The following is a 14,682-nucleotide window of genomic DNA, read 5'->3' as shown; positions in this document are numbered from 1 at the left end:
AACGTAAAAGGGGCTTTTTGTTGCGCAAGGTAGCTCTATTTTTGTGTGCTTAATCGCGTTAGCATGAGGTAGCACTCATTTATCCCGGGGACCCCATGGCCATCAAACTCATTGCAATCGATATGGACGGCACGCTGCTGCTGCCAGACCACACTATCTCTCCTGCCGTTAAAAATGCGATCGCCGCCGCACGCGAAAAAGGCGTGAACGTGGTGCTCACCACCGGACGCCCGTATGCCGGGGTGCACAGTTACCTGAAAGAGCTGCACATGAACCAGCCTGGTGATTACTGCATCACCTATAACGGCGCGCTGGTGCAAAAGGCAGCCGATGGCAGCACGGTGGCGCAAACGGCACTGAGCTATGATGACTACCGGTTCCTGGAAAAACTCTCCCGCGACGTGGGCTCTCACTTCCACGCGCTAGATCGCAATACGCTTTACACCGCCAACCGCGATATCAGCTACTACACGGTGCACGAGTCCTACGTTGCAACCATTCCACTGGTGTTCTGTGAAGCGGAGAAAATGGATCCGGCAACCCAGTTCCTGAAAGTGATGATGATTGATGAACCTGCGGTTCTCGACAAAGCCATTTCACGCATTCCGGCTGAGGTAAAAGAGAAATACACCGTGCTGAAAAGTGCGCCGTACTTCCTCGAAATCCTCGATAAACGCGTCAATAAAGGCACGGGCGTCAAATCGCTTGCCGATGCGCTGGGCATCAAGCCTGAGGAGATCATGGCGCTGGGCGACCAGGAAAACGATATTGCGATGATCGAATATGCTGGCATGGGCGTGGCGATGGATAACGCCATCCCGTCGGTAAAAGAAGTGGCGAACTTCGTGACCAAATCTAACCTGGAAGACGGCGTTGCCTGGGCGATCGAGAAATTTGTCCTCTCCTAGCAGCTGTCTGTAATCATCAGCCTCGGTTATCTACCGGGGCTTTTTTTGGCCCTGAATTTATCGAATTGTTCTTTTTGTGATCTGGATTGTAGTACAACATTAACTGATTGTACTACATTGTCGCCACGGCAAAGACGAAAGGCCTCACGTTTGTACTGCAAAAGTGAGGCGAAATTCAGCGGTCGCGGTAAAGTAGTGATGGACTTACAGAGCACAAGGACTCTCCATGACACTCAATAAAACCGATCGCATTGTCATCACGCTGGGCACTCAGATTGTGGGTGGCAAATACGTTCCCGGTTCGCCGCTGCCAGCAGAGGCGGAACTGTGCGAGGAGTTTGAAACCTCGCGCAACATCATCCGGGAAGTGTTCCGCTCGCTGATGGCGAAGCGGCTGATTGAAATGAAGCGCTATCGCGGCGCGTTTGTGGCGCCGCGTAACCAGTGGAACTACCTCGATACCGATGTTCTGCAATGGGTACTGGAAAACGACTACGACCCACGGCTTATCGGCGCGATGAGCGAAGTCCGAAATCTGGTGGAACCGGCCATTGCCCGCTGGGCGGCTGAGCGCGCAACGTCAGGTGACCTGGCACAGATTGAGTCGGCTTTAAACGACATGATCGCCAATAACCAGAATCGGGAGGCGTTCAACGAAGCGGACATTCGTTACCACGAAGCGGTATTGCAGTCGGTGCATAACCCGGTTTTACAGCAGCTTAGCGTGGCGATCAGCTCACTACAGCGAGCAGTATTTGAACGTACCTGGATGGGCGATGAGGCCAACATGCCGAAAACGCTTCAGGAACATAAAGCGCTGTTCGATGCGATACGGCATCAGGACGGCGATGCGGCAGAGCAGGCGGCGCTGACCATGATCGCCAGCTCGACACGAAGGTTGAAGGAAATCACATGACATCACGCTACATCGCAATTGACTGGGGATCGACCAATCTGCGCGCCTGGCTCTACCAGGGTGAGCAGTGCCTGGAAAGCAGGCAATCAGAAGCAGGTGTGACGCGCCTGAACGGTAAATCCCCAGCAGCGGTGTTAGCAGAGGTGACACAAAACTGGCGCGACGGTACTACGCCAGTGGTGATGGCCGGAATGGTCGGCAGTAACGTAGGCTGGAAGGTTGCGCCTTATCTGTCGGTTCCGGTGTATTTCACTGCCGTTGGCGAGCAGTTAACGTCCGTTGGCGACAATGTCTGGATTATCCCCGGTTTATGCGTCTCTCGCGACGATAACCATAACGTGATGCGCGGTGAAGAGACGCAACTGCTCGGGGCGCGCACGCTTTCTCCTTCTTCTGTCTACGTCATGCCCGGGACGCACTGCAAATGGGTCCAGGCGGATGCTGAGCAAATTCATGACTTTCGCACCGTAATGACCGGCGAATTGCACCACTTGCTGCTTAAGCACTCGCTGGTGGGGGCCGGTTTGCCGGAGCAGACCCCTTCGCCGGAAGCGTTTGCCGCCGGGCTGGAGCGCGGGATCGCATCCCCTGCCGTTTTGCCGCAACTTTTTGAGGTTCGCGCCTCGCACGTGCTGGGAAATCTTCCGCGCGAACAGGTCAGCGAATTTCTGTCCGGCCTGCTGATTGGCGCAGAGGTCGCCACCCTGAGCGACGCGTTCGCCGGGCAGCAGGCCATCACGCTCGTCGCGGGTTCATCGCTGACGTCTCGTTACCGCCAGGCGTTCCACGCTATCGGACGGGATGTTGCTGCGGTGGAAGGCGACACGGCATTTCAGGCAGGCATAAGGAGCATCGCTCATGCAGTGGCAAACTGAACTTCCCCTGATCGCGATTTTGCGCGGTATCACGCCCGGTGAGGCCTTAGCGCACGTTGGCGCGGTGATCGACGCCGGGTTCGACGCGGTGGAAATCCCGCTCAACTCCCCGGAGTGGGAAAAAAGCATTCCGGCAATTGTGAAGGCGTTTGGTGATAAGGCGCTGGTTGGCGCTGGTACCGTATTACAGCCGGAGCAGGTGGATGAACTGGCGAAGATGGGCTGCAAGCTTATCGTCACACCGAATATCAACCCCGAGGTGATCCGCCGGGCGGTGGAGTACGGCATGACCGTTTGCCCGGGTTGCGCCACGGCTACAGAAGCCTTTGCCGCCCTCGATGCAGGCGCACAGTCTCTCAAAATTTTCCCGTCGTCGGCCTTTGGTCCGGATTACATCAAAGCGCTGAAAGCGGTCTTACCCGCCAGCGTGCCGGTCTTTGCCGTGGGCGGCGTCACGCCGGAAAACCTGGTGCAGTGGATAAAAGCGGGCTGTGTGGGCGCCGGGCTGGGCAGCGATCTCTATCGTGCCGGACAGCCCGTTGAGCGTACCGCACAGCAGGCGGCAGCATTTGTGAAAGCGTATCGAGAGGCAGTGCAATGAAAATAACCAAACTCACCACGTACCGTTTACCCCCGCGTTGGATGTTCCTGAAAATCGAAACCGACGAAGGCGTGGTTGGCTGGGGCGAGCCGGTGATTGAAGGCCGTGCGCGCACCGTTGAAGCCGCGGTTCACGAGCTGGGCGAATACCTGATTGGCCAGGATCCGGCGCGCATCAACGACCTGTGGCAGGTCATGTACCGGGCGGGATTTTACCGTGGCGGTCCGATCCTGATGAGCGCCATCGCCGGTATTGATCAGGCGCTGTGGGATATCAAAGGCAAAGTGCTGAATGCCCCGGTCTGGCAATTAATGGGCGGCCTGGTGCGCGACAAAATCAAAGCCTACAGCTGGGTGGGCGGTGACCGCCCTGCGGAAGTGATCGACGGTATCCGGCAACTGCGCAACATCGGTTTTGACACCTTCAAACTCAACGGCTGCGAAGAGATGGGCGTTATCGACAACTCGCGCGCGGTAGACCGGGCGGTGAACACCGTGGCGCAAATCCGCGAGGCTTTCGGCAACGAGATTGAGTTTGGCCTGGATTTCCACGGCCGCGTCAGCGCGCCAATGGCCAAAGTGCTGATTAAAGAGCTGGAGCCGTATCGCCCGCTGTTTATCGAAGAGCCGGTGCTGGCCGAGCAGGCGGAATACTATCCGAAACTGGCTGAACAGACGCACATTCCCATCGCGGCGGGTGAACGCATGTTCTCGCGCTTCGAGTTTAAACGCGTGCTGGAAGCGGGCGGCATTGCGATCCTGCAACCGGACCTCTCCCACGCGGGTGGCATCACCGAATGCTACAAAATTGCCGGAATGGCAGAAGCCTACGATGTGGCGCTGGCCCCGCACTGTCCGCTTGGGCCAATTGCGCTTGCGGCCTGTCTGCACGTCGACTTCGTCTCGCGCAATGCGGTGTTCCAGGAACAAAGCATGGGCATTCACTATAACAAGGGCGCGGAGCTGCTCGACTTTGTGAAAAACAAGGAAGACTTCAGCATGGAAGGCGGTTTCTTTAAACCGTTAACGAAGCCGGGCCTTGGCGTGGAGATCGACGAAGCCAAAGTCATTGAGCTGAGTAAAAGTGCGCCGGACTGGCGTAACCCACTGTGGCGTCATGAAGACGGTTCCGTAGCCGAGTGGTAAATGCGCGTCATACTTCGCGCTGGTGATGCGTTGGCTGCGTTTTCTTACCCCGGTCACATACTTTTGTATGCTCCCGGGGATGCGAAAACTTGCCGCCTTCCCCCAGCACGAATTATTTAGCGTATTCCGTTTACGTTTTTAATTAAAAAAAACCAAATACACCCTCTGTAAATTACAGGGCATGGTGAGCGGCTTCGCTATGCCCAAAATCTGGAGACAGATTGCGATGGATATTCCAGTTACTGCTGCAAAAACCGGGCGTCGTCGTTACCTGACGCTGATCATGATCTTTATTACCGTGGTCATCTGTTATGTCGACCGCGCCAACCTTGCCGTGGCATCGGCTCATATTCAGGAAGAGTTTGGCATCACCAAAGCGGAAATGGGCTACGTCTTCTCGGCGTTTGCCTGGCTGTATACGCTCTGCCAGATCCCGGGCGGCTGGTTCCTTGACCGCGTGGGGTCGCGTCTGACCTACTTTATCGCTATTTTTGGCTGGTCCATGGCGACCCTGTTCCAGGGCTTCGCCACCGGGCTGATGTCACTGATTGGCCTGCGCGCCATCACCGGGGTGTTTGAAGCGCCCGCGTTTCCGACCAACAACCGCATGGTGACCAGCTGGTTCCCGGAACACGAACGCGCTTCCGCTGTTGGTTTTTACACCTCCGGGCAGTTTGTTGGCCTGGCATTTCTGACGCCGCTGTTAATCTGGATCCAGGAGCTACTGAGCTGGCACTGGGTGTTCATCGTCACCGGCGGGATCGGCATTATCTGGTCGTTAATCTGGTTTAAGGTTTATCAGCCGCCGCGCCTGACCAAAAGCATCACCAAAGCCGAACTGGACTACATCCGCGACGGCGGTGGCCTGGTGGACGGCGATGCGCCCGTGAAAAAAGAGGCGCGCCAGCCGCTGACCAGAGCGGACTGGAAGCTGGTCTTCCACCGTAAGCTGGTGGGCGTTTATCTGGGTCAGTTCGCGGTGACTTCCACGCTGTGGTTCTTCCTCACCTGGTTCCCGAACTATCTGACCCAGGAAAAAGGGATTACCGCGCTGAAGGCGGGCTTTATGACCACCGTACCCTTCCTTGCGGCGTTTTTCGGCGTCCTGCTCTCGGGCTGGCTGGCGGACAAACTGGTGAAAAAAGGCTTCTCACTGGGCGTTGCGCGTAAAACGCCTATTATCTGCGGCCTACTGATCTCTACCTGCATCATGGGAGCGAACTACACCAACGATCCGGTGTGGATCATGACCTTGATGGCGGTAGCGTTCTTCGGGAACGGTTTTGCCTCCATCACCTGGTCGCTGGTGTCGTCGCTGGCGCCGATGCGTCTGATTGGCCTGACCGGCGGCGTGTTTAACTTCGTTGGCGGCCTAGGCGGGATCACCGTGCCGCTGGTCATCGGTTACCTGGCGCAGGACTACGGCTTTGGTCCGGCGCTGGTGTATATCTCTGCCGTGGCGCTGATCGGGGCGCTCTCCTATATCCTGCTGGTCGGCGACGTGAAACGAGTAGGCTAATCCCTTCGGATGTTTTACCCTGATGCGATAACCGCGCATCAGGGTATTTTCATGAAACAAATCACCTTCGCTTCCCGCAACCACCAGCTCACCAACATCAACACCTGGACGCCAGACAGCCAGTGGCTTGTCTATGATGTCCGCCCGTCCGGCGCGTCGTTTACCGGTGAAACCATTGAGCGGGTCAATGTTAGTACGGGCGAGGTTGAGGCGATCTACCGTGCGACTGACGGCGCGCATGTTGGCGTGGTAACCGTTCATCCGGCGCAGGACAAATATGTTTTTATCCACGGCCCGAAAAACCCGGATGCAGACTGGCAGTATGATTTTCACCATCGTCAGGGGGTGATTGCGCACAATGGTCAGGTGAGCAATCTTGATGCGATGGATATCACCGCGCCTTACACGGCAGGTGCGCTGCGTGGCGGCACCCACGTTCACGTTTTTAGCCCGAACGGGCAGTTCGTCAGCTTTACCTATAACGACCATGTGCTGCACGCGCGCGATCCGCAGCTGGATTTGCGTAACGTCGGGGTGGCGGCGCCTTGTGGTCCGGTAAACCCACAGGGGAACCATCCGCGGGAATATGCCGGAACCTTCTGGAGCGTACTGGTAAGCCGGACAACGCCGAACCCGAAACCGGGCAGCGATGAGATCAACCGCGCCTATGAAGAGGGCTGGGTGGGCAACGACAGGCTGGCGTTTATCGGCGATACGGTGTCTGCGAAAGGCGAGAAAGTGCCCGAACTGTTTATTGTCGATCTTCCCAAAGACGAGCAGGGCTGGAAACGAGCGGGCGATGCGCCGTTGCAGGGAACGCCGGATACAATGCCCGCGCCGCCTGCGGGCGTCATGCAACGCCGCCTTACCTTCACCCATCAGAAGGCGTATCCGGGGCTGGTGAACGTGCCGCGCCACTGGGTGCGCAGCAATCCACAGGGGACGCAGGTCGCGTTTTTAATGCGGGACGATAACGGCGTTGTGCAGCTGTGGCTTATCTCCCCTGAGGGCGGCGAGCCGCGCCAGCTGACCCACACTGAGCGTGATATTCAGTCGGCTTTTAACTGGCATCCTTCTGGCCGCGCACTTGGGTTTGTGCTCGAAAGCCGCATTGCCTGCTGCGATGCGCAGACCGGTGAGGTGACGTTTTTGACCTCCGATCATGGCAATCCGCCGTCTGCTGACGCTGTGGTGTTTTCCCCGGACGGACGATTTATTACATGGATGGAAGAGAAGGACGGTTTCCGCCAGCTGTGGCTAACGGAAACCGCACAGAATTAGCGTGGAGGCATCGCTGCGGGCGGGATGACGGAGTTGGTTGCCAGCGTCTCCTGCTCGCTTTTCTCAACGCGCGAACGCACTGAGCTGTCGGTGCGGAACATATCCCACGGCAGCAAAAGCGTATCGGCAACCGCCGTAAACGGCATATCAAGAATCGCCAGAGATTTGGTACCCCAGTTTGTCTCATCATCAGAGATCATTGCGGCACTGGCGCGCGTCCCCGGATATGTTCCTTCTTTACCGCCGGTGTGCGACATCACGCTCGAACACCCGCAAAGTAAAACAACCCCGCTGAACGTCGCCAGCTTAATCAGAACATTTCTCATCATCACTCAGTCATCATTAGTAGCACGGCATTGACCTGCAACTCAGGGTTATAGCGAGGCGCGTCCAAAATGGATAGCTCCAAACTCCCGCACTGTGGTCGCCATCGCAATTTAACCCTTTGTGCTGTGCCCCTGAGTCTATGCGACAACCAGCAAAGTGCAAAAAAATCTCACATCAACAGGCTTGAAAAGGCCGTATCCATACCCATTTTAAGAATGTAACCCGATAACGGACACGCCTGATGGGTGTTCGGGGAAGCAGAAGCCTGTCCATGGTGGAAGGCTACATTTTCTCGCTGATTTCAGGAGCATTTATCTATGCGTAATTTCGATCTCTCTCCGCTATACCGTTCTGCCATTGGTTTTGATCGTCTGTTCAACCACTTAGAAAACAACCAGAGCCAGAGCAACGGCTATCCTCCTTACAACGTTGAACTGGTTGACGAAAACCACTATCGCATTGCGATTGCTGTTGCCGGTTTCGCGGAGAGCGAACTGGAGATCACCGCGCAGGACAATCTGCTGGTGGTGAAAGGCTCCCATGCGGGCGAGCAGAAAGAACGAACCTACCTCTACCAGGGTATCGCAGAGCGTAACTTTGAACGCAAGTTCCAGCTGGCTGAGAACATCCACGTCAAGGGCGCGAACCTGGTGAACGGCCTGCTGTTTATCGAACTGGAACGTGTGATTCCGGAAGAGAAAAAACCGCGTCGTATCGAAATCAATTAATTAAGCGGGTCGCGGCTGCGGCCCACCTGAAATTGCTTGCCGTAAAGGGAGCATATGCGAATCCGCAAGGGTTTGCAGGTACAACTGTGCACAAAATTAAACTGTGCCGAACTCGCTTCTTAGAAGGAGATTTAGTATGCGTAACTATGATTTTTCCCCCCTGCTGCGTCAGTGGATCGGTTTTGACAAACTGGCTAACGCGCTGCAAAGCGCAACCGAACAGCAGACCTTTCCGCCGTACAACATCGAAAAAAGCGATGATAACCACTACCGCATCACGCTTGCGCTGGCCGGGTTCCGCCAGGAAGATCTCGACATCCAGCTTGAGGGTGCGCGCCTGACCGTGAAAGGGTCACCGGAAAAACCAGACACCGAGACCAAATGGCTGCATCAGGGGCTTGTCACTCAGCCGTTTAGCCTGAGCTTTACCCTGGCAGACCATATGGAAGTTTCTGGCGCGACGTTCACTAACGGGCTGCTGAACATTGACCTCACCCGTAACGTGCCGGAAGCCATTGCGCCTCAGCGCATCGCCATTAGCGAACGCCCGGCGTTGAATAGCTAATCGTGTGCGGGCTGGTGCCCTCACCCCGACCCTCTCCCTGTGGGAGAGGATGCAAACATTAAAAACGGTCACCTTCGGGTGACCGTTTTGCGTTTACCTTCGGCTTTTATGTGCGCCATCGCCCATACAACCGCCGCCAGTTCTGAGAGAATCCTTATCATAACTAAGGTTATACACAGGATGTGGAACATGAGTGATATCGCGTTAACCGTCAGCGTGTTGGCCCTTGTCGCGGTAGTGGGGCTATGGCTGGGGAATATCAAAATCCGCGGCGTCGGGTTTGGGATTGGCGGGGTGCTGTTCGGCGGGATTTTTGTCGGCCATTTTGCCGACCAGCTTGGGTGGGTGCTCAGCGCCGATATGCTGCATTTCATCCAGGAGTTCGGCCTGATCCTCTTTGTGTATACCATCGGTATTCAGGTGGGGCCGGGCTTCTTCGCTTCCCTGCGCGTCTCCGGTTTACGCCTTAATCTCTTTGCCTTCGGCATTGTTGTGATGGGTGGGCTGGTCACCGCGATCCTGCATAAACTCTTCGCTATTCCGCTGCCCGTCGTGCTGGGCATCTTCTCCGGCGCCGTCACGAATACGCCCGCGCTCGGGGCGGGCCAGCAAATTCTGCGCGATCTGGGTATCCCTGCTGATGTCGTCGATCAGATGGGGATGAGCTACGCCATGGCCTATCCGTTTGGCATTTGCGGTATTTTGCTCTCGATGTGGCTGGTGCGCGTGCTGTTCCGCGTTAACGTCGAGCAGGAGGCAAAAGAGCATGAAAGCACGCTGACCAACGGCCATGCGCTCATTAAAACTATCAATATTCGCGTCGAAAACCCTAATCTGAACAATATGGCGATTCAGGATGTTCCCATTCTGAACAGCGCGACCATTATCTGTTCCCGCCTGAAACGTGATGACACGCTGATGGTGCCTTCACCGGATACCCTTATTCAGCACGGCGATCTCCTGCATCTGGTAGGGCAACCGGCGGATTTAAACAATGCCCGGCTGGTGATCGGTCAGGAGGTGGATACCTCACTCTCAACCCGTGGAACGGACATGCGCGTGGAGCGCGTGGTAGTGACCAATGAGAAGGTTCTGGGCAAGAAAATACGCGATTTGCAGGTTAAAGAGCGTTATGACGTGGTGATCTCCCGGCTTAACCGCGCCGGTGTCGAGCTGGTGGCCAGCCAGGATGCCAGCCTGCAATTCGGTGATATTCTCAACCTCGTCGGGCGTCCTTCATCTATTGATGCCGTAGCAGACATGGTGGGCAACGCCCAGCAAAAACTCCAGCAGGTGCAGATGCTGCCGGTCTTTATCGGCGTCGGGCTTGGCGTCATGCTTGGCTCCATCCCCCTGTACGTGCCCGGCTTCCCGGTAGCACTGAAGCTGGGTCTGGCAGGCGGGCCGCTCATTATGGCGCTTATCCTCGGGCGTATCGGCTCCATCGGTAAGCTCTACTGGTTTATGCCGCCGAGCGCTAACCTGGCGCTGCGGGAGTTGGGCATCGTGCTGTTTCTGGCGGTGGTGGGGCTGAAATCCGGCGGCGATTTTGTCGATACTCTGGTGAACGGCGAAGGGATGAGCTGGGTAGGATACGGCATATTTATTACCGCTATCCCACTGATAACTGTCGGATTATTGGCGCGTATGTTCGCTAAAATGAACTATCTCACGCTGTGCGGCATGCTGGCCGGTTCCATGACCGATCCGCCCGCGCTGGCGTTCGCCAATAACCTGCACGCCACCAGCGGCGCGGCGGCGTTATCCTACGCCACGGTTTATCCGCTGGTGATGTTTCTGCGCATCATCACCCCGCAGCTACTGGCGGTGCTATTCTGGGGGATGGGCTAATAAGTCTTCCGGGTGGATACGCCGCAGATGGTAGTCCACCTGGTAATCGCTGGTGTTCCGGAACATCACGGAATAATTGAGGAACTCGCCGCTGTCGCTGTAGGAAAGGGAAGTGATGCGCAGCAGCGGCGTCTGTTCCGGCACATTCATATAACCGGCCAGCTGTTTATCAGCCAGCACCGGCGTCAGGCTCTCGTAGTTGCCGCTGATGGTGATCCCACACTCCTTCTCGATGTAATCAAACTTAGACCCTTCGAGATGCGCCAGGGAAAGATTGCGGAACAGCTTCACCGGCATAAAGCTGTCCTCCAGCATCAGCGGTTTTCCGTCCACGTAACGCACCCGCCTTGAAAAATAGATCCGCTCATCAACCTGAATCCGCAGCTGGCTGGCGATGGCGGGCGGCGCGGGCATCACTTCAAACTGCAACACCTTGCTTTGCACTTCTTTCCCCTGCTGGCGCAATACCTCCACCAGCCCAGTCAGGTTAGTCGTTTCATGATGAACGTCTTTGCGCGCCACGAACGTCCCGCTACCGTGTCGACGTTCAACCAGCCCCCAGCTTACCAGCAGATCCAGCGCTTTGCGGACGGTCATCCGGGCTACGCCAAACTCCTTTGCCAGCGCTTTTTCTCCGGGTAACGGACTGCCAATGTTGTAGTCCGAAGAATTCAGCCGCAGCCGTAGCCGATCGGCAATTGATTTGTAGATCACCAGTAGACCTCTCTGCGCACATCATGGCGTGGAATACGTCTTAACTTGTCCATGTTTAGTTTAAAAAGTAGACCTGATTGGTCAAATTAAAACCATGAATGCGATCACGAATCGCAGCGGCACGCCATGTTCCCGCATCAGTAACTTCTTATGCTCACCTCAGGCCAGTAAAAAACCATAAAGGCCTCTATCCCCTACAGGTTGTTTCATGAGGATTTAAAAATGCTCAGTCAAATACAACGTTTTGGCGGCGCCATGTTCACCCCGGTTTTGCTGTTTCCCTTTGCCGGGATCGTGGTTGGGATCGCCATCATGCTTCGCAATCCGCTGTTTGTCGGTGAGGCCTTAACCGCGCCTGATAATCTGTTCGCGCAAATTGTTCACATCATCGAAGAGGGCGGCTGGGCGGTGTTCCGTAATATGCCGCTGATTTTTGCTGTCGGCTTACCGATTGGCCTGGCAAAGCAGGCGCAGGGCCGCGCCTGTCTGGCGGTGCTGATTAGCTTCCTGACCTGGAACTATTTTATCAACGCGATGGGGATGACCTGGGGCCACTTCTTTGGCGTCGACTTCTCTGCTGAACCCACTGCCGGCAGCGGGCTGGCGATGATTGCCGGAATCAAAACGCTTGATACCAGCATCATCGGGGCGATTATCATTTCCGGGCTCGTCACCGCCATCCACAACCGATTTTTCGACAAGCCGTTGCCGGTCTTTCTGGGGATTTTCCAGGGCACCTCGTTTGTCGTTATCCTCGCGTTCTTCGTGATGATCCCCTGCGCCTGGCTGACGCTGCTGGGCTGGCCGAAAGTGCAGATGGGCATTGAGTCGTTGCAGGCCTTTCTACGTACCGCTGGCGCGCTGGGCGTATGGGTTTATACCTTCCTGGAACGCATTCTGATCCCAACCGGATTACACCACTTTGTCTACGGCCCGTTTATCTTCGGCCCGGCTGCGGTAGAAGGCGGCATTCAGGTCTACTGGGCACAGCACCTTCAGGAATTCAGCCAGAGCACTGTGCCGCTGAAAACGCTGTTCCCGGAGGGCGGATTCGCGCTGCACGGCAACTCTAAGGTGTTTGGCTCAGTCGGTATTGCGCTGGCTATCTGGTATACCGCGTCACCGGAGAACCGCGTCAAAGTGGCAGGTCTGCTGATCCCGGCCACGCTTACCGCCGTGTTGGTGGGCATTACCGAACCGCTGGAGTTCACCTTCCTGTTTATCTCGCCTTTGCTGTTTGCCATCCACGCCGTGCTGGCCGCAACGATGGCGACGGTGATGTATATCTTCGGGGTGGTGGGGAACATGGGCGGCGGTCTGCTGGACCAGTTCCTGCCGCAAAACTGGATCCCGATGTTCCATAACCACGCCTCGACGGTATTCACCCAGATTGGCATCGGCCTCTGCTTCACCGGGATCTACTTCGTGGTCTTCAGAACGCTTATCGAACGTCTGAATCTCAAAACGCCGGGCCGGGAAGAGAGCGAAATCAAGCTCTACAGCAAGGCCGACTATAAGGCCGCTCGTGGGCAAACCACCGCCCCGGCGGCAGCCAGCCAGCAGGTCGGACAGGCCGCTGGGTTCTTACAGGCGCTCGGCGGCGCAGCGAATATCGAAAGTATCAATAACTGCGCCACCCGCCTGCGTATCGCCCTGGTGGATATGACGAAAACCCAAAGCGATGACGTATTCAAAGCCCTGGGCGCACACGGTGTGGTGCGGCGCGGCAACGGCATACAGGTGATTGTCGGTCTGCACGTTCCTCAGGTGCGCGACCAGCTGGAATCGCTGATGAAAACCCCTTTAACAAACGAACAAACCACTCTGACAGAGGCTATATCATGAAAAAATTCTCAGTTGTTATTGCAGGCGGCGGCAGTACATTCACGCCTGGTATCGTCCTGATGCTGTTAGCCAACCGTGACCGTTTCCCGCTGCGTGCGCTGAAGTTCTATGACAATGACGGAGCACGTCAGGAGATCATCGCCGAGGCGTGTAAAATCATCCTTAAGGAGCAGGCGCCGGAGATTGAATTTAGTTACACCACCGATCCTGAAGCGGCCTTTACCGATGTGGATTTCGTGATGGCGCATATTCGCGTTGGCAAATATCCCATGCGTGAAAAAGATGAAAAAATCCCGCTGCGCCACGGCGTGCTGGGCCAGGAAACGTGCGGGCCGGGCGGCATCTCCTACGGCATGCGCTCCATCGGCGGCGTGCTGGAGCTGGTGGATTACATGGAGCAGTACTCCCCGAACGCGTGGATGTTGAACTACTCCAACCCGGCGGCGATTGTCGCGGAAGCCACGCGCCGCCTGCGTCCGAACGCGAAAATTCTCAACATCTGCGACATGCCGATCGGCATTGAAGGACGTATGGCGCAAATCGTGGGCCTGAAAGACCGCAAAGAGATGCGCGTGCGCTACTACGGTCTGAACCACTTCGGCTGGTGGACGTCGATTGAAGATCAGAACGGCAACGATCTGATGCCGAAGCTGCGCGAATACGTGGCGAAAAACGGTTATGTTCCGCCTTCGGAAGATGTGCATACTGAAGCGAGCTGGAACGATACCTTCGCCAAGGCCAAAGACGTACAGGCGCTGGATCCGGACACCATGCCGAACACCTACCTGAAGTATTACCTGTTCCCGGACTATGTGGTCGCCCATTCCAATCCGGAGCGTACCCGCGCCAATGAAGTGATGGATCACCGTGAGAAGCATGTATTCAGTTCATGTCGGGCGATTATCGAAGCCGGTCATTCTTCTGCCGGTGAACTGGAAATTGACGAACATGCGTCGTACATCGTCGATCTGGCGACCGCGATTGCCTTTAACACCCAGGAACGCATGCTGCTGATTGTGCCTAACAATGGGGCTATCCATAACTTTGATGCTGACGCGATGGTAGAAATACCTTGTCTGGTCGGCCACAACGGACCGGAGCCGCTGACCGTGGGTGATATTCCGCACTTCCAGAAAGGGCTCATGAGCCAGCAGGTGGCGGTGGAAAAACTGGTGGTGGACGCCTGGGAGCAGCGCTCGTATCAGAAACTCTGGCAGGCGATTACCCTGTCGAAAACCGTACCGAGCGCATCGGTGGCGAAGGCGATTCTGGACGATCTGATTGAAGCGAATAAGGATTACTGGCCAGAGCTGCACTAATCTTTCTGACCGGCATCGCCTGATGCCGGTCTCCTTGTCCTGGCTGAATTACGCTATGCTGAAGCCTGCATGCAGCACGACAAGGAAC

Annotated in this window: 14 protein-coding genes and 1 other annotated feature; of the genes, 12 read left to right on the top strand and 2 right to left on the bottom strand. The window is 56.2% G+C overall.

The window, feature by feature from the left end:
• Nucleotides 1-95: 95 nt before the first annotated feature.
• The 7 genes from yidA (at nt 96) to SK47_RS01310 (ending at nt 7,245) form a co-directional block, all read left to right on the top strand.
• On the top strand, nt 96-908 hold the full coding sequence (yidA, locus tag SK47_RS01340) for a sugar-phosphatase (RefSeq protein WP_023295661.1): 813 nt from the start codon (nt 96-98) through the stop codon (nt 906-908).
• 226 nt (nt 909-1,134) lie between these two features.
• Nucleotides 1,135-1,824, top strand: coding sequence for a D-galactonate utilization transcriptional regulator DgoR (gene dgoR, locus SK47_RS01335; RefSeq protein ID WP_003861109.1), 690 nt, complete (start codon nt 1,135-1,137; stop codon nt 1,822-1,824).
• Nucleotides 1,821-2,699, top strand: coding sequence for a 2-dehydro-3-deoxygalactonokinase (locus tag SK47_RS01330; RefSeq protein WP_048243370.1), 879 nt, complete (start codon nt 1,821-1,823; stop codon nt 2,697-2,699). The genes dgoR and SK47_RS01330 overlap by 4 nt, the downstream gene beginning before the upstream one ends.
• On the top strand, nt 2,683-3,300 hold the full coding sequence (locus SK47_RS01325) for a 2-dehydro-3-deoxy-6-phosphogalactonate aldolase (RefSeq protein ID WP_048243368.1): 618 nt from the start codon (nt 2,683-2,685) through the stop codon (nt 3,298-3,300). The genes SK47_RS01330 and SK47_RS01325 overlap by 17 nt, the downstream gene beginning before the upstream one ends.
• Nucleotides 3,297-4,445: a galactonate dehydratase gene (gene dgoD / locus SK47_RS01320; protein ID WP_003861103.1), complete on the top strand. Its 1,149-nt coding sequence runs from the start codon at nt 3,297-3,299 to the stop codon at nt 4,443-4,445. Before SK47_RS01325 ends, dgoD begins: the two co-directional genes overlap by 4 nt.
• A gap of 181 nt (nt 4,446-4,626) precedes the next feature.
• Complete coding sequence (locus SK47_RS01315) at nt 4,627-5,964, top strand: MFS transporter (protein ID WP_162184034.1); 1,338 nt, start codon at nt 4,627-4,629, stop codon at nt 5,962-5,964.
• Between the two features lie 51 nt (nt 5,965-6,015).
• Entirely contained in the window at nt 6,016-7,245 is a 1,230-nt protein-coding gene (locus SK47_RS01310; protein ID WP_072203066.1) for a DUF3748 domain-containing protein, read from the top strand.
• On the opposite strand, the gene SK47_RS01305 is transcribed toward SK47_RS01310, so the two are convergent.
• A complete protein-coding gene (locus tag SK47_RS01305; protein ID WP_003861096.1) occupies nt 7,242-7,574 on the bottom strand; it encodes a YceK/YidQ family lipoprotein in 333 nt (110 codons plus the stop codon). The genes SK47_RS01310 and SK47_RS01305 overlap by 4 nt on opposite strands.
• A 247-nt stretch (nt 7,575-7,821) precedes the next feature.
• Nucleotides 7,822-7,896 (top strand) — a sequence feature (ROSE (Repression Of Heat Shock gene Expression) occurs in the 5'-region of heat shock genes and acts as an RNA thermometer to modulate expression.).
• Between SK47_RS01305 and ibpA the strand changes: the two genes are divergently transcribed.
• The 3 genes from ibpA to SK47_RS01290 all read left to right on the top strand — a co-directional run bounded on the left by ibpA (nt 7,890) and on the right by SK47_RS01290 (nt 10,716).
• Nucleotides 7,890-8,300 carry a small heat shock chaperone IbpA gene (gene ibpA / locus SK47_RS01300; RefSeq protein ID WP_003861094.1) on the top strand — a complete coding sequence of 137 codons (411 nt, stop codon included), beginning with the start codon at nt 7,890-7,892 and terminating at the stop codon, nt 8,298-8,300. (Overlaps the previous feature by 7 nt.)
• A 136-nt stretch (nt 8,301-8,436) precedes the next feature.
• A complete protein-coding gene (gene ibpB, locus SK47_RS01295; RefSeq protein ID WP_003861091.1) occupies nt 8,437-8,865 on the top strand; it encodes a small heat shock chaperone IbpB in 429 nt (142 codons plus the stop codon).
• 189 nt (nt 8,866-9,054) lie between these two features.
• Nucleotides 9,055-10,716 carry a putative transporter gene (locus SK47_RS01290; protein ID WP_032608144.1) on the top strand — a complete coding sequence of 554 codons (1,662 nt, stop codon included), beginning with the start codon at nt 9,055-9,057 and terminating at the stop codon, nt 10,714-10,716.
• Here SK47_RS01290 and SK47_RS01285 read toward each other — a convergent pair.
• A complete protein-coding gene (locus SK47_RS01285; RefSeq protein WP_003861087.1) occupies nt 10,696-11,430 on the bottom strand; it encodes a GntR family transcriptional regulator in 735 nt (244 codons plus the stop codon). The two genes, SK47_RS01290 and SK47_RS01285, sit on opposite strands and share 21 nt — an antisense overlap.
• Before the next feature lie 222 nt (nt 11,431-11,652).
• Here SK47_RS01285 and SK47_RS01280 point away from each other — a divergent pair, with 222 nt between their 5' ends.
• Both SK47_RS01280 and SK47_RS01275 read left to right on the top strand, forming a co-directional pair.
• Entirely contained in the window at nt 11,653-13,275 is a 1,623-nt protein-coding gene (locus SK47_RS01280) for an alpha-glucoside-specific PTS transporter subunit IIBC (RefSeq protein ID WP_022650091.1), read from the top strand.
• Nucleotides 13,272-14,594, top strand: coding sequence for a 6-phospho-alpha-glucosidase (locus tag SK47_RS01275; RefSeq protein ID WP_003861082.1), 1,323 nt, complete (start codon nt 13,272-13,274; stop codon nt 14,592-14,594). Before SK47_RS01280 ends, SK47_RS01275 begins: the two co-directional genes overlap by 4 nt.
• Nucleotides 14,595-14,682: the final 88 nt, after the last annotated feature.

It is taken from the genome of Enterobacter sp. BWH52, from assembly GCF_001037565.1.
In the GTDB taxonomy this organism is placed as follows: Bacteria; Pseudomonadota; Gammaproteobacteria; order Enterobacterales; family Enterobacteriaceae; genus Enterobacter; species Enterobacter hormaechei_C.
Note: the sequence above shows the minus strand (reverse complement) of the source record. Positions and strands in the feature narration are given on the sequence as shown.

Bases quoted from the DNA above. Each gene is read 5' to 3' on its own strand.
- yidA (WP_023295661.1), top strand. From the start codon at position 96: ATGGCCATCAAACTCATTGCAATCGATATGGACGGCACGCTGCTGCTG.
- dgoR (WP_003861109.1), top strand. From the start codon at position 1,135: ATGACACTCAATAAAACCGATCGCATTGTCATCACGCTGGGCACTCAG.
- SK47_RS01330 (WP_048243370.1), top strand. From the start codon at position 1,821: ATGACATCACGCTACATCGCAATTGACTGGGGATCGACCAATCTGCGC.
- SK47_RS01325 (WP_048243368.1), top strand. From the start codon at position 2,683: ATGCAGTGGCAAACTGAACTTCCCCTGATCGCGATTTTGCGCGGTATC.
- dgoD (WP_003861103.1), top strand. From the start codon at position 3,297: ATGAAAATAACCAAACTCACCACGTACCGTTTACCCCCGCGTTGGATG.
- SK47_RS01315 (WP_162184034.1), top strand. From the start codon at position 4,627: ATGGTGAGCGGCTTCGCTATGCCCAAAATCTGGAGACAGATTGCGATG.
- SK47_RS01310 (WP_072203066.1), top strand. From the start codon at position 6,016: ATGAAACAAATCACCTTCGCTTCCCGCAACCACCAGCTCACCAACATC.
- SK47_RS01305 (WP_003861096.1), bottom strand. From the start codon at position 7,574: ATGATGAGAAATGTTCTGATTAAGCTGGCGACGTTCAGCGGGGTTGTT.
- ibpA (WP_003861094.1), top strand. From the start codon at position 7,890: ATGCGTAATTTCGATCTCTCTCCGCTATACCGTTCTGCCATTGGTTTT.
- ibpB (WP_003861091.1), top strand. From the start codon at position 8,437: ATGCGTAACTATGATTTTTCCCCCCTGCTGCGTCAGTGGATCGGTTTT.
- SK47_RS01290 (WP_032608144.1), top strand. From the start codon at position 9,055: ATGAGTGATATCGCGTTAACCGTCAGCGTGTTGGCCCTTGTCGCGGTA.
- SK47_RS01280 (WP_022650091.1), top strand. From the start codon at position 11,653: ATGCTCAGTCAAATACAACGTTTTGGCGGCGCCATGTTCACCCCGGTT.
- SK47_RS01275 (WP_003861082.1), top strand. From the start codon at position 13,272: ATGAAAAAATTCTCAGTTGTTATTGCAGGCGGCGGCAGTACATTCACG.